Raw genomic sequence first — 13487 nt, 5'->3', positions numbered from 1 at the left:
TAACAAACAAAATTTTGTTAATAGATTTTACCTAATCTGAGAGAGAATATATTTTAATGAAGACAGAGAAACAAAAATTTTTAGAGATGCGTAAAGATGGGGCTAACTCTGTGCTGATTTTAAGAGGGGATTGGGATTTTAGAACGAGCGTGTTTCGTTTAGATGAGTTGAAAAAAAATTTATTAGATCATCAAGGGTCTTTAAGAATGGATTTTTCAGAGTGTCAAAAAGTGGATTTTGTTTTTGGCATGTTTTTATTTGATTTAGTTAAGGAGCGTTCTTTAAACATTGAATTGTGTAACGTGAGCGAGAATAACGCATGCGCTTTGAAAGTGGTTAAAGACTGGCTTGAAAAAGAAGAGGATTTAGAGACTAAAAAAGCGGGCAAAAAATACGAACTCATGATCACTAAATTGGGTAAGAGTATCGTAGAGACTTATAACACCTTTTTAAATGCGTTCAATTTTTGCGGCATGATTTTATTTTACTTCATTAAAAGCGTTTTCAACCCCAAACGCTTTTGTATCACTCCTTTGCTCTATCATATCAATGAATCCGGGTTTAAGGTTTTGCCGGTGAGTATTTTAACGGTGTTTATCGTGGGGTTTGCCGTTGCTTTGCAAGGGGCTTTACAACTACAAGACTTGGGCGCGCCTTTGATGTCGGTGGAAATGACGGCCAAACTCGCTTTAAGAGAGATCGGCCCTTTCATTTTAACCCTTGTGGTTGCCGGGAGGAGCGCGAGCAGTTTTACCGCCCAAATTGGGGTGATGAAGATCACTGAGGAATTAGACGCGATGAAAACCATGGGCTTTAACCCTTTTGAATTTTTAGTGTTGCCTAGGGTGTTAGCCTTAGTGATTGTTTTGCCTTTATTGGTGTTTATCGCCGATGCGTTCGCCATTCTTGGGGGCATGTTTGCGATTAAATACCAATTGGATCTAGGCTTTCCAAGCTATATTGACAGATTGCATGACACAGTGGGCTGGAATCATTTTTTGGTAGGGATTGTCAAAGCCCCTTTTTGGGGGTTTGCGATTGCGATGGTAGGGTGCATGCGCGGGTTTGAAGTCAAGGGGGATACTGAGAGCATTGGGCGCTTGACCACTATTAGCGTCGTGAATGCGTTATTTTGGATCATTTTCTTAGACGCTATTTTTTCTATTCTCTTTTCTAAGTTGAACATATAATGAACGCTACTAACAATCAAGTCTTAATTGAAGTGAAGGATCTCCATAGTGCTTTTGGAAGCACCATTATTCATAGGGGCGTGAGTTTTAGCGTGCATAAGGGCGAAGTGATGGCGATTTTAGGGGGTTCAGGGAGCGGTAAAAGCACGCTTTTAAGGTGCATGATCTTACTCAATCGCCCTACAAAAGGGGAAGTGTTGCTTTTTGGGGAAGATATATGGAAACTCAAAGAAAGAGAGCAGCAAAAGATTTTTAACCGTTGTGGCATTTGCTTCCAGTTTGGCGCGCTCTATAGCTCTTTAACGGTTTTGGAAAATGTGGGCGTGATGCTAGAGCAATACGGCGCTTATTCTAAAAAAATTGTTGAAGAAATTTCTAAAATGTGGATTGAAAGAGTGGGTTTGCCCCCTAGGGCTTACCACCTTTACCCCTATGAATTGAGTGGGGGGATGAAAAAGCGCGTGGGTATAGCTAGGGCTATGGCGACTAATCCGGAGATCTTATTTTTAGATGAGCCAACAAGCGGGCTAGATCCTTATAGCGCGGGCAAATTTGACGAACTCATCATGACACTCAAAGAGAGCTTGCAGCTTACGGTGGTGATGATCACGCATGATTTAGACTCCGTGCATGATTGCGTGGATCGATTTATCATGCTCAAAGATGGGCTATTAGAATTTAATGGGGATTTAAAAGATTTTATTAAAAAGGCTCAAACTCAAGGGCTAGATGAAGGCAATTTATTCAATTCAACACGAGGAGAGAAATTTTGGAAAGGCATGTGAATTACACTTTAATCGGCGGGCTCTTCTTTTTATGCTTAGTGTGCATGGTAGGCTTTATTTTATGGCTAGGCCATTTGGGATTAGATGACGGAAAGTATTATGAATACGTGGTCTATACGGACAAAGACTTGGGAGGCATTGCGACCAACTCGCCCATTAATTACAAAGGGATTCAAGTGGGTAATGTCATCAAAGTGGGTTTTGCAAAGGATAAAGTGGGGGTGGTGCGTTTGGATTTGATGATTAAATCCAGCGTTAAGATCCGCAAAGACTCCAAAGTGGCGGTTTCTTCTAGGGGGTTTATGGGGTTAAAATTTTTAGCCTTAGAGCAAAGCCACAATGAAGAATTTTATGGTAGCGGCGATAAAGGGGAGCGGATTTTAATCTTTAAAGAAGGGCTTATGGATCGCTTGAGTGGCGATGCTAATCAAGTGGTGCAAGAAGTGATGAAAGCGATTAGGAATGTGAATAGGATTTTAGACGATGAAAATGTGGAAAAATTCAAGCACATTCTCGCTTCAGTGGATGATCTCATCGCTAACTTGGATTCAAGAAAGACTCAATTTGATTCCTTGATCAACAACGCTAACAATCTTGTTTCTAATGTCAATAATGTGGCTTTAGATGTGGATAAGCGCGTCAAACAGGGGCAATACGACTTTAAGGCGATGTTTACTCCCTTAATCATGCAAGCGCAGTTGAGCTTAAGAAACATTGATAATTTTGTGGAAAAAGGCTCTGCTTTGATAGATAAATTTGACGCTAACCCCTATAAAACGATTTTTGGAGAAAGGAAATAATCATGAGAGCTACAGCGATAAAAATCTTTTCACTCTCATCAGCATTAGCGTTGTTGCTTCAGGGTTGCTTGAGCATCAATTTAAAACAAATGCTACCAGAGATCAGAACTTATGATTTGAATGCGAGTTCTTTTGAAATCACGCAATGCCCTAAACCTTTGACTGAAGTGAGACTCATTAGTATTTTGAGCGCGGATTTATTCAACACTAAAGAGATCGTGTTTAAAGCGCAAGACGGGCAGATCACGCATGGGAAGCACCAAAAATGGATAGACTTGCCTCGCAACATGCTAAAAACCATGTTCATGCAAGAAGCGCAAAAAGCATGCTTAGGCGTGGCTTTGCCCCCTTATGGTGCGGGCGCGCCCACTTATGCGGTTCGTTTTACGATTTTATCGTTTTCTCTTTTAGAAAAAGAAAATTCTACCTATAGGGCGGAATTTGCGCTAGGCTATGATATTAGCGTGAAAGGCGATTCGCATTCTGGGGTGATCATTAAGCATGAAAATATTTCTAGCTTGGAAAATAAAACGACCAAAACGAGTAAAAATGGCAATCAAGATTTTCAAGAAAGCGCGATACAATCCCTCCAACATGTCAGCACGCAAGCGATGCAAGAAGCGATTTCTTTGATTAAAAAAGCCATTGAAGCGCAAAGCGTAAGCCCGTTAAAAAAATAAAACATCAGGAGGAATTGTTTGAATTTACGATTGGCTGGAGCAAGCGTTTTAACGGCTTGTGTCTTTTCGGGGTGTTTTTTTTTAAAAATGTTTGATAAAAAACTTTCTAGCAACGATTGGCATATCCAAAAAGTAGAAATAAACCATCAAGTGTATGACATTGAAACCATGCTCGCTGATAGTGCTTTTAGAGAGCATGAAGAAGAGCAAGACTCCTCTTTAAATACCGCTTTACCTGAAGATAAAGCAGCGATTGAAGCCAAAGAGCAGGAGCAAAAAGAAAAAAGAAAACGCTGGTATGAGCTTTTTAAAAAGAAGCCAAAGCCTAAAAGCTCTATGGGAGAGTTTGTGTTTGATCAAAAAGAAAATCGTATTTATGGGAAAGGCTATTGCAACCGGTATTTTGCCAGCTACACATGGCAGGGCGATAGGCACATCGCAATTGAAGATAGCGGGATTTCAAGGAAAGTGTGTAAAGATGAGCATTTGATGGCGTTTGAATTGGAATTTATGGAGAATTTTAAGGGTAATTTTGCGGTAACTAAGGGCAAAGACACGCTCATTTTAGACAACCAAAAAATGAAAATTTATTTGAAAACGCCATGAGTTTATGTTTTGTGTTTTAATACGATCTAAAATCAAAAAACATTCTAAATGATAAAGGGATTAAAAAATTTTTAAAAATAGGGGTAAAACTCATTCTTTTAAGGGGATAGGGGGTATTTTGGAACAATCCTCCCCCTACAACCCTCCAACTAAACCCCTCTAAACCCCATAAAGATCGCTTTTTAAGAAATTATCGCTTGACTAAAGTCAAGCTCTTTATCATTGGTTGCAAAAACGCTAAAAGCATTTTTTAAGTTTTCATAATCAAAGCCCCATTAAAGGGACTTTTTGAAATCAAAAAGAGGGTTTAGGGGTTTTGTCTGTCATCACAGGGAGTTCTGGATAGATTATCTTAGGTTTTTTACCCTTTAAGGCTTCAAAGAAAGTTTCAATCTTTTTCGCTTCTGCATCACTGATTTCAATGCCTAACTGGATAGAGCCCATTTCTTTAATCGCATCCTTGACATCCCAAAACTGCCCGTTATGGAAATAAGGCATCGTTTCGGTGATATTCCTTAAAGTAGGCACTTTCACAAGCCCGTTTTTATCGCCTTTGAAATCGCCCACATTAGCGAATTTATAAGGTTTGACCACCCCAAAAGGCTGCATCGTTCCCCCAAGATTGATGCCGTTATGGCAAGCCACACAGCCTTTAGAAATGAATAAATCCAGCCCCTCTTTTTCGGCTTTGCTGAGCGCTTTAGGATTGCCTCTTAAAAAATCATCATAACGGCTTGGGGTAATAAGCGTGGCTTCAAACATAGCGATACTATCAGCGATCAATTTAAAATCAATTTTGACTTTAGAGCCATAAGCTTTTCTAAAGAGCTTGACATAGCCTGGCATGGAATTGATTTTTTCTACCACCACTTTGGGATCAGCCCCCATTTCAAAAGAAGATTGGATGGGCCCTTGCGCCTGTTCGTTTAAATGCGTAACCCTACCATCCCAAAACTGCACATCGTTAAACACGGAATTATACACCGTTGGGGAGCTTAAAAGGTGGGGGTTTTTCTTCCATTGAGAGCCTATAGCGCTTGGGATTAGATCCACCCCGCCTAAGCCCAGATTATGGCATGTGTTGCAAGACACGAGATAGGAAGTGGAAATCCTAGGGTCAAAATAGAGCATTTTGCCTAATTCCACTTGAGCGGAGGTCATGATTTCGCTATTTTTAGCGCCAATACCCACATCTCTGGTTTTTTTGATTTGGTATTCTTTGAGCGCTTTGCCCATAGGCATGGGTTCTAATTGGCTTTCCCTCGCTTTTTTGATCAATTCTAAATCGTTCAAGGCATAAACGCAAGAAAAAGCCAGGCAAACGCCCAATAAAATGGATTTTTTCATGATGAACTCCTAAAATAGCGTTAAAAATAAAAAAACTTTCTTATTATAACCACCATTTTAAAATAATTCACCACTAAATAATCTAATAAAGAGTTTTTTAAAGAGCGATAGGTATAATGGCATTAAATCCAAATAGGGGTTATACAATGAAAGAGAATAAAGCCTTCACGCATTTGCACTTGCACACAGAATATTCGCTTTTAGACGGAGCGAACAAGATTAAAATTCTAGCCAAACGCATTAAAGAATTGGGCATGAAAAGCGTGAGCGTAACTGATCATGGGAACATGTTTGGAGCGATTGATTTTTATACGAGCATGAAAAAAGAAGGCATTAAGCCTATTATCGGCATGGAAGCGTATATCCATAACGATGACAACCTTTCTAGCAAAGAAACCAAACAGCGTTTCCATTTGTGCTTGTTCGCTAAAAACCAAGAGGGCTATGAAAATTTGATGTTCTTAAGCTCTATGGCGTATTTAGAGGGGTTTTATTATTTCCCGCGCATCAATAAAAAACTTCTAAAAGAGCATTCTAAGGGCATTATCGCTTCTAGCGCGTGCTTGCAAGGGGAAGTTAATTACCATTTGAATACCAATAATGAGAGAAACCGCAAGTATGGGGCTAAAGGCTATGATGAAGCCAAAAGAATCGCTTGCGAATACCAAGAGATTTTTGAAGACGATTTTTATTTAGAAATCATGCGTCATGGCATTTTAGATCAGCGATTCATTGATGAGCAAGTCATTAAAATGTCTTTAGAAACAGGGTTAAAAATCATTGCCACAAACGACACCCACTACACCATGCCTAATGACGCTAAGGCTCAAGAAGTAGCGATGTGCGTAGCGATGGGTAAAACCCTAAACGATAAGGGGCGCTTGAAACACTCCGTGCATGAGTTTTACATTAAATCCCCTGAAGAAATGGCGAAGCTGTTTGCGGATATTCCAGAAGCTTTAGAAAACACCCAAGAAATCGCTGATAAATGCGTTTTAGAGATTGATTTAAAAGACGATAAAAAGAACCCCCCAACCCCTCCAAGCTTCAAATTCACTAAAGCTTACGCTCAAAAAGAGGGTCTGAATTTTGAAGATGACGCCTCTTATTTTGCTCATAAGGCTAGAGAGGGCTTGAAAGAGCGCTTAGTTTTAGTGCCAAAAGAAAAGCATGATCAATATAAAGAACGCTTAGAAAAAGAAATTGAAGTCATTACGAACATGAAATTCCCAGGGTATATGCTGATCGTGTGGGATTTTATCCGTTACGCTAAAGAAATGGGCATTCCTGTGGGGCCTGGTAGGGGGAGCGCGGCCGGGAGCTTGGTGGCTTTTGCCTTAAAAATCACGGATATTGACCCTTTGAAATACGATCTGCTCTTTGAAAGGTTTTTAAACCCTGAAAGAGTCAGCATGCCTGATATTGATACGGATTTTTGCCAGCGCCGGCGTAAGGAAATCATAGAATACATGATTGAAAAATACGGCAAATACAATGTGGCCCAGGTCATCACCTTTAATAAGATGTTGGCTAAAGGCGTGATCAGAGATGTCGCAAGGGTTTTGGACATGCCTTATAAGGAGGCTGATGATTTTGCCAAACTCATACCCAACCGCTTAGGCATCACGCTTAAGGGCTATGAAAAAAATGGCGAGTTCATAGAGGGGGCGTGGGAATTAGAGCCTAAAATCAAGGAATTAGTAGAGAGTAATGAATTAGCCAAACAGGTGTGGGAGTATTCGCTCAATTTAGAGAATTTGAATCGCAACGCAGGCGTGCATGCCGCAGCCTTAGTGGTGGATAGCCAAAAAGAGTTGTGGCACAAAACCCCTTTATTTGCCTCTGAAAAAACCGGCGGTATCGTTACGCAATATTCCATGAAGTATTTGGAGCCGGTGGATCTGATTAAGTTTGACTTTTTGGGGCTTAAAACCTTGACCGTGATTGATGATGCGCTTAAAATCATTAAAACGCAACATAACATTGATGTGGATTTTTTATCGTTGGATATGGACGATCCGAAAGTGTATAAAACGATCCAAAGCGGGGATACGGTGGGGATCTTCCAGATTGAATCCGGGATGTTTCAAGGGCTTAACAAGCGCTTAAGGCCTTCAAGCTTTGAAGACATTATCGCCATTATCGCGCTAGGGAGACCGGGGCCCATGGAATCAGGCATGGTAGATGATTTTGTGAACAGAAAACATGGCGTTGAGCCTATCGCTTATGCGTTTAAAGAATTAGAGCCGATTTTAAAGCCCACTTACGGCACGATCGTCTATCAGGAGCAGGTGATGCAAATCGTGCAAACTATTGGCGGTTTTAGTTTGGGTGAAGCGGATCTGATCCGCCGCGCTATGGGGAAAAAAGACGCTCAGATCATGGCGGACAATAAGGCGAAGTTTGTAGAAGGCGCTAAAAATTTAGGGCATGATGGCCAAAAAGCGGCTAATTTGTGGGATTTGATCGTTAAATTTGCCGGCTATGGTTTCAACAAATCGCATTCGGCCGCTTATGCGATGATCACTTTCCAAACGGCGTATTTAAAGACTTATTACAAGCATGAGTTCATGGCAGCGATGCTCACTAGCGAATCCAATAAGATTGAATCCGTGTCGCGCTATATTGATGAGGTTAGGGCTTTAGAAATTGAAGTGATGCCTCCGCACATCAATTCTTCTATGCAAGACTTCAGCGTGGCGGAGTTTAAAAATCAAAAGGACGAGTTAGAAAAGAAAATCGTGTTTGGTTTGGGAGCGGTTAAAGGGGTTGGGGGTGAGCCGATTAAAAACATCATTGAAGAAAGGGCTAAAGGGGATTATAAGAGTTTAGAAGATTTTATTTCACGGGTGGATTTTTCTAAACTCACTAAAAAATCTTTAGAGCCATTGGTGAAATCGGGGAGCTTGGACAATTTAGGCTACACTAGAAAAACCATGCTCGCTAACTTGGATTTGATCTGCGATGCTGGGCGCGCTAAAGACAAGGCTAATGAAATGATGCAAGGGGGTAATTCTCTTTTTGGAGCCATGGAAGGCGGAACCAAAGAGGAGGTTATTTTGGACATGGTTGATTTGGGCGAACATGACGCTAAAACGCTTTTAGAATGCGAATACGAGACTTTAGGCATCCATGTTTCAGGCAACCCTTTAGACGAGTTTAAAGAAGAAATTAAGGGCTTTAAAAATTTAGTCAAAAGCATTGATATTGAAGAGTTGGAGATTGGCTCGCAAGCTTATTTGCTCGGTAAAATCATGGAAGTTAAAAAGAAAATTGGCAAACGAAGCGGTAAGCCTTATGGCACAGCGGACATTTTGGACAGATACGGCAAGTTTGAACTCATGCTTTTTGAAAAGCAACTGAACGCTTTAGAAGAGTTGGATATTAATAAGCCTCTAGTGTTTAAATGCAAGATTGAAGAGCAAGAAGAAGTGGCGCGATTGAGGCTTTTTGAAATCTTGGATTTAGAGAGCGCCAAAGAGGTTAAAATCCCTAAAGCCCGTTATAAAGACCCTGAAAAGCAAAAAGAAGACGTGCGCGAAATCCCTCCCATTGAAATGCTCGCTTCTAGCTCTTGCTCTTTAGCGATCGTGTTAGAAAACGATGTGAAAAAAGAGTTTTTAAGACAGATCAAAGAGAGCGCTCTAAAACACCAGGGCAAACGCCCCTTGTATTTGATCATCAAAGATAAGGACAAGCAATTCAAAATCCAAAGCGATCTAATGGTGAATGAAAAGATTAAGGACGATTTTAAAGGGTTAGAGTGGAGGGATTTAGTTTGAGGATCAACCAATTTTTAGCCCATTACACCAAGCACTCCAGAAGAGAAGCTGAAAAATTGGTTTTAGAAGGGCGGGTGAAAATCAATCATGAGCATGCCAAACTCGCTAGCGTGGTTAAAGAAAACGACAAGGTGTTTTTAGATAAGCGACTCATCAAGCCCTTAAAAAACAAAAAATTCAGCGTGCTGGTCTATCACAAGCCAAAGGGCGAATTAGTGAGCAAAAACGATCCCTTAAAACGGCGCGTGATTTATGAAAGCTTGGAGAAAAAATACGCCCATTTCGCGCCGGTGGGGCGTTTGGATTTTGCGAGCGAGGGGGTGTTACTCTTAAGCGATAGTAAGGCGGTGGTGAGCGCTTTAATGCATGCGAATTTAGAAAAAGAATATCTCATTAAAATTCAAGGCTTTGTTACAAGAGAGATGGAAAACGCCATGCAAGAGGGCTTGAAATTAGAAAACGCTACTAAGGGAGCGCACCAAAAAACCCCCATTAAAAGCATGGAATTTGCCCCCTTTATTGGTTATGAAATCATCAAAAACCATGCCAAATATTCTAAACTGAGAGTCATCATCAATGAGGGGAAAAACAGAGAACTAAGGCGTTTTTTTGCGTTTTTTAACGCTGGAGTGTTGGATTTAAGGCGCGTTCGTTATGGTTTTGTGAATTTGAATGCCTTGCCGGTAGGGAAAATGCGTTTTCTAAACCGCCAAGAATACAATGAGTTGCATGCGTTTATGGCTAATAGGACTAATACTAAAGGGGATTAGCGCTTGAGTTATGCTATACTTCAAAGTTGGGGGAAATAAAAAATAAGGATTATCATGTTAGAAGTGATTAACGGGAAGAATTACGCAGAAAAAACCGCTCATCAAGCGGTAGTGGTTAATGTGGGGGCGAGCTGGTGCCCGGATTGCAGGAAGATTGAGCCGATCATGGAAAATTTAGCCAAAACCTACAAAGGCAAGGTGGAATTTTTTAAGGTTTCTTTTGATGAGAGCCAGGATCTCAAAGAGAGCTTAGGCATCCGCAAGATCCCTACTTTGATTTTTTACAAAAACGCCAAAGAAGTGGGTGAAAGGCTTGTAGAACCTAGCTCTCAAAAACCGATTGAAGACGCGATTAAAACGCTATTATAAAGGGCGTTAAAGAGTCTTGTTATTAAAATAAGAATTCATAGAAATCTTTTTTAGCCCCTTTTTTGATAGGGGCTAACTTCAAATAGCTTTTATATTGTCTCTTTATCCTAAAAAAATCGTTTTTTATCGTTTTTAAATCAGCTTGTTTGTCAAAAAAGTTTCTTTAATTAAGCTAAAAATGAGCGAATTTGTGGTATTAATGCTTGCAGTGTGAAATTTGTAGGGCTAGAACTTGTAAAATGTGAAAAAAAAGACGCATAAAATGCTAAAATCCGCAAAAACACTGTGTGTTTAGATTAGAAGTTTAAAATTAGAAACAGATGTATCTGTTTTAAATTTTGAATAGGGAGTTTCTATCATTATGTTATTGAAAACAAAATTAAAAATTATAAGCTCGGTGATTTTGAGTACTTTATTGTGGGTGGGTTGCTCAAGCGAAATGGCAACTTATCAAAATGTGAATGATGCCACTAAAAATACGACTGCAAGCATTAATAGCACGGATTTATTGCTAACCGCTAACGCGATGTTAGATTCCATGTTTAGCGACCCTAATTTTGAGCAACTCAAGGGCAAGCATTTGATTGAAGTTTCAGATGTGATTAACGACACCACGCAGCCCAATTTGGATATGAATCTTTTGACGACTGAAATTGCGCGGCAGTTGCGGTTGCGATCTAATGGGAGGTTCAATATCACAAGGGCGAGCGGAGGGAGTGGCATTGCAGCGGATAGCCGAATGGTGAAACAGCGCGAAAAAGAACGAGAGAGCGAAGAGTATAATCAAGACACCACTGTAGAAAAAGGCACTTTAAAAGCCGCTGATTTATCTTTAAGTGGTAAAGTATCCAGCATCGCAGCCTCTATTAGTAGTTCTAGGCAGCGCTTAGACTATGACTTCACCCTAAGCCTTACCAACAGGAAAACGGGTGAAGAGGTATGGAGCGATGTTAAGCCTATTGTGAAGAACGCTAGCAATAAGCGTATGTTTTAAATTTATATTTGAAAGGATGAACGATGAAAAATCAAGTTAAAAAAATTTTAGGGATGAGCGTGATAGCAGCGATGGTGATCGTAGGTTGTAGCCATGCCCCAAAATCAGGTATCAGTAAAAGCAATAAGGCTTACAAAGAAGCGACTAAAGGCGCTCCTGATTGGGTGGTAGGGGATTTGGAAAAAGTGGCGAAGTATGAAAAATATTCAGGGGTCTTTTTAGGAAGGGCTGAGGATTTGATCACTAATAATGATGTGGATTATTCTACTAACCAAGCTACAGCGAAAGCTAGGGCTAATTTAGCGGCGAATCTAAAATCCACTTTACAAAAAGATTTGGAAAATGAAAAAACCAGAACGGTAGACGCTTCTGGTAAAAGGTCCATCAGCGGCACTGATACTGAAAAAATTTCTCAATTGGTGGATAAGGAATTGATCGCTTCTAAAATGCTTGCCCGCTATGTCGGTAAAGATAGGGTTTTTGTTTTAGTGGGCTTGGATAAGCAAATTGTGGATAAAGTGCGCGAAGAGTTAGGCATGGTTAAAAAGTAGGGTTTTAATGAAACACCTTGCTATTGCGCTTGTTTTGGTGTTGGGGGTTGTATGGGGGAAGTCCTTGCCTAAGTGGGCTAGGGATTGCTCAAAAGAAGTGCAGATTGAAAAGACCCAAACCAAAGACGAAAAAATTTTAGTGTGTGGGATGAGCGATATATTGCTTTCAGATATGGACTATAGCTTGTCCTCAGCCAGACAAAACGCCTTAGAGAAAGTGATGGAAGTTTTCAAGGGGGATAAAATAGAGATTAAGGCTAGTGAGCTAAAGGCCACTTTTATTGATACGGATAAAGTTTATGTGCTTCTAAGAATCACTAAGAAGCATGTCGCTTTAATGAATGAGTAAGGATTAATAATGAAAAAGATTATTCTTGCATGCCTTATGGCTTTTGTGGGTGCCAATTTAAGCGCAGAGCCTAAGTGGTATGGCAAGGCCTACAACAAAACAAACACCCAAAAAGGCTATCTTTATGGGAGTGGTTCAGCCACTTCTAAAGAAGCTTCTAAACAAAAAGCGTTAGCGGATTTAGTGGCGTCTATTAGCGTGGTGGTTAATTCCCAAATCCATATCCAAAAAAGTCGTGTGGATAATAAGTTAAAATCCAGCGATTCGCAAACGATTAACTTAAAGACCGATGACTTGGAATTGAATAATGTAGAAATTGTCAATCAAGAAGCGCAAAAAGGGATCTACTACACCAGAGTAAGGATTAATCAAAACTTGTTTTTGCAGGGTTTAAGGGATAAGTATAACGCTCTTTATGGGCAGTTTTCCACCTTAATGCCTAAGGTTTGTAAAGGGGTTTTTTTACAGCAATCTAAGAGCATGGGGGATTTGTTGGCTAAAGCGATGCCTATAGAAAGGATTTTAAAAGCGTATTCTGTCCCGGTGGGTTCGTTAGAAAATTATGAAAAAATCTATTATCAAAACGCTTTCAAACCTAAAGTGCAAATCACTTTTGATAACAACAGCGATACAGAGATTAAAAACGCTCTCATAAGCGCTTATGCTAGAGTGCTAACCCCTAGCGATGAAGAAAAACTCTATCAAATCAAAAATGAAGTTTTCACAGACAGCGCTAATGGCATCACACGCATTAGAGTGGTTGTTAGCGCGAGCGATTGTCAAGGCACGCTCGTATTGAATAGAAGCCTTGAAGTGGATGAAAAGAATAAGAATTTTGCTATCACGCGCTTGCAATCTTTGCTTTATAAAGAATTGAAAGATTATGCCAATAAAGAAGGACAGGGCAATACGGGGCTATAAGCAGGATATTAATCTTGCTTGCACTTTTTTATTCATTCAGTTTTGTAACCGTCATTATTTTGTTTGGCGTGGCGTTTTCGCACCCATTAAAATAACCCTCTAAAAATTCATGGTTTTTGTTCTCGCCAAATAAACTAAAACATCATTCAATACTCTTTATTCCATAAACTCATCTAAAACCACACACGCTAAAAACTAAAATTAACAAAAACCAAAATCTTTTTTAAGAGCCTACGCAAGCGAGATTGTTTGAAAAAAACCGAATGATTTTGGGCGTTCAAATCCCAAAGCTAGGGTCTATCTTTTTGTCTCACAAACCAACAAACTTTTTTAAAAGCTGACG

General features: G+C 40.0%; 13 protein-coding genes. 12 read left to right on the top strand and 1 reads right to left on the bottom strand.

Features of this window, described 5'->3' with window-relative positions; all coding sequences use genetic code 11:
• Nucleotides 1-56: 56 nt before the first annotated feature.
• Genes HPB14_RS06995 through HPB14_RS06975 form a run of 5 tightly spaced genes read left to right on the top strand, consistent with a single transcriptional unit; the run spans nucleotide 57 to nucleotide 4061 of the window.
• Entirely contained in the window at nucleotides 57-1190 is a 1134-nt protein-coding gene (locus HPB14_RS06995; protein WP_000845829.1) for an ABC transporter permease, read from the top strand.
• Nucleotides 1190-1975: an ABC transporter ATP-binding protein gene (locus HPB14_RS06990; protein WP_000994586.1), complete on the top strand. Its 786-nt coding sequence runs from the start codon at nucleotides 1190-1192 to the stop codon at nucleotides 1973-1975. The genes HPB14_RS06995 and HPB14_RS06990 overlap by 1 nt, the downstream gene beginning before the upstream one ends.
• Entirely contained in the window at nucleotides 1960-2775 is an 816-nt protein-coding gene (locus tag HPB14_RS06985) for an MlaD family protein (protein WP_000439506.1), read from the top strand. The genes HPB14_RS06990 and HPB14_RS06985 overlap by 16 nt, the downstream gene beginning before the upstream one ends.
• Before the next feature lie 2 nt (nucleotides 2776-2777).
• The gene (locus tag HPB14_RS06980; protein WP_001202842.1) at nucleotides 2778-3455 is read left to right on the top strand and encodes a hypothetical protein; all 678 of its coding nucleotides are present in this window, start codon (nucleotides 2778-2780) and stop codon (nucleotides 3453-3455) included.
• A gap of 18 nt (nucleotides 3456-3473) precedes the next feature.
• Entirely contained in the window at nucleotides 3474-4061 is a 588-nt protein-coding gene (locus tag HPB14_RS06975) for an META domain-containing protein (protein ID WP_001053479.1), read from the top strand.
• Between the two features lie 294 nt (nucleotides 4062-4355).
• Here HPB14_RS06975 and HPB14_RS06970 read toward each other — a convergent pair whose 3' ends face one another.
• On the bottom strand, nucleotides 4356-5408 hold the full coding sequence (locus HPB14_RS06970) for a cytochrome-c peroxidase (RefSeq protein ID WP_000748339.1): 1053 nt from the start codon (nucleotides 5406-5408) through the stop codon (nucleotides 4356-4358).
• A 146-nt stretch (nucleotides 5409-5554) separates the two neighbouring features.
• On the opposite strand from HPB14_RS06970, the gene dnaE reads away from it, so the two are divergent.
• The 7 genes from dnaE (at nucleotide 5555) to HPB14_RS06935 (ending at nucleotide 13144) form a co-directional block, all read left to right on the top strand.
• The gene (dnaE, locus tag HPB14_RS06965) at nucleotides 5555-9190 is read left to right on the top strand and encodes a DNA polymerase III subunit alpha (RefSeq protein WP_000662070.1); all 3636 of its coding nucleotides are present in this window, start codon (nucleotides 5555-5557) and stop codon (nucleotides 9188-9190) included.
• Nucleotides 9172-9960, top strand: a complete 789-nt coding sequence (locus HPB14_RS06960; protein ID WP_000398376.1) for a pseudouridine synthase — start codon at nucleotides 9172-9174, stop codon at nucleotides 9958-9960. The genes dnaE and HPB14_RS06960 overlap by 19 nt, the downstream gene beginning before the upstream one ends.
• Nucleotides 9961-10014: 54 nt before the next feature.
• Complete coding sequence (locus HPB14_RS06955; RefSeq protein WP_000895154.1) at nucleotides 10015-10329, top strand: thioredoxin family protein; 315 nt, start codon at nucleotides 10015-10017, stop codon at nucleotides 10327-10329.
• 361 nt (nucleotides 10330-10690) lie between these two features.
• Nucleotides 10691-11323, top strand: coding sequence for a penicillin-binding protein activator LpoB (gene lpoB, locus HPB14_RS06950; RefSeq protein WP_000925195.1), 633 nt, complete (start codon nucleotides 10691-10693; stop codon nucleotides 11321-11323).
• A 23-nt stretch (nucleotides 11324-11346) separates the two neighbouring features.
• Complete coding sequence (locus tag HPB14_RS06945; protein ID WP_000795968.1) at nucleotides 11347-11874, top strand: LPP20 family lipoprotein; 528 nt, start codon at nucleotides 11347-11349, stop codon at nucleotides 11872-11874.
• A 7-nt stretch (nucleotides 11875-11881) separates the two neighbouring features.
• Nucleotides 11882-12223: a hypothetical protein gene (locus tag HPB14_RS06940; protein ID WP_000681219.1), complete on the top strand. Its 342-nt coding sequence runs from the start codon at nucleotides 11882-11884 to the stop codon at nucleotides 12221-12223.
• A gap of 9 nt (nucleotides 12224-12232) precedes the next feature.
• Complete coding sequence (locus HPB14_RS06935; RefSeq protein WP_000720357.1) at nucleotides 12233-13144, top strand: LPP20 family lipoprotein; 912 nt, start codon at nucleotides 12233-12235, stop codon at nucleotides 13142-13144.
• Nucleotides 13145-13487 lie beyond the last annotated feature (343 nt).

Source organism: Helicobacter pylori HUP-B14, assembly GCF_000259235.1.
Taxonomy (GTDB): domain Bacteria; phylum Campylobacterota; class Campylobacteria; order Campylobacterales; family Helicobacteraceae; genus Helicobacter; species Helicobacter pylori_CU.
The sequence above is the reverse complement of the archived record's forward strand: the minus strand, read 5'-3'. Positions and strand labels throughout refer to the sequence as shown.

Bases quoted from the DNA above. Each gene is read 5' to 3' on its own strand.
- HPB14_RS06990 (WP_000994586.1), top strand. From the start codon at position 1,190: ATGAACGCTACTAACAATCAAGTCTTAATTGAAGTGAAGGATCTCCAT.
- HPB14_RS06980 (WP_001202842.1), top strand. From the start codon at position 2,778: ATGAGAGCTACAGCGATAAAAATCTTTTCACTCTCATCAGCATTAGCG.
- HPB14_RS06970 (WP_000748339.1), bottom strand. From the start codon at position 5,408: ATGAAAAAATCCATTTTATTGGGCGTTTGCCTGGCTTTTTCTTGCGTT.
- HPB14_RS06940 (WP_000681219.1), top strand. From the start codon at position 11,882: ATGAAACACCTTGCTATTGCGCTTGTTTTGGTGTTGGGGGTTGTATGG.
- HPB14_RS06995 (WP_000845829.1), top strand. From the start codon at position 57: ATGAAGACAGAGAAACAAAAATTTTTAGAGATGCGTAAAGATGGGGCT.
- HPB14_RS06955 (WP_000895154.1), top strand. From the start codon at position 10,015: ATGTTAGAAGTGATTAACGGGAAGAATTACGCAGAAAAAACCGCTCAT.
- HPB14_RS06935 (WP_000720357.1), top strand. From the start codon at position 12,233: ATGAAAAAGATTATTCTTGCATGCCTTATGGCTTTTGTGGGTGCCAAT.
- HPB14_RS06945 (WP_000795968.1), top strand. From the start codon at position 11,347: ATGAAAAATCAAGTTAAAAAAATTTTAGGGATGAGCGTGATAGCAGCG.
- dnaE (WP_000662070.1), top strand. From the start codon at position 5,555: ATGAAAGAGAATAAAGCCTTCACGCATTTGCACTTGCACACAGAATAT.
- lpoB (WP_000925195.1), top strand. From the start codon at position 10,691: ATGTTATTGAAAACAAAATTAAAAATTATAAGCTCGGTGATTTTGAGT.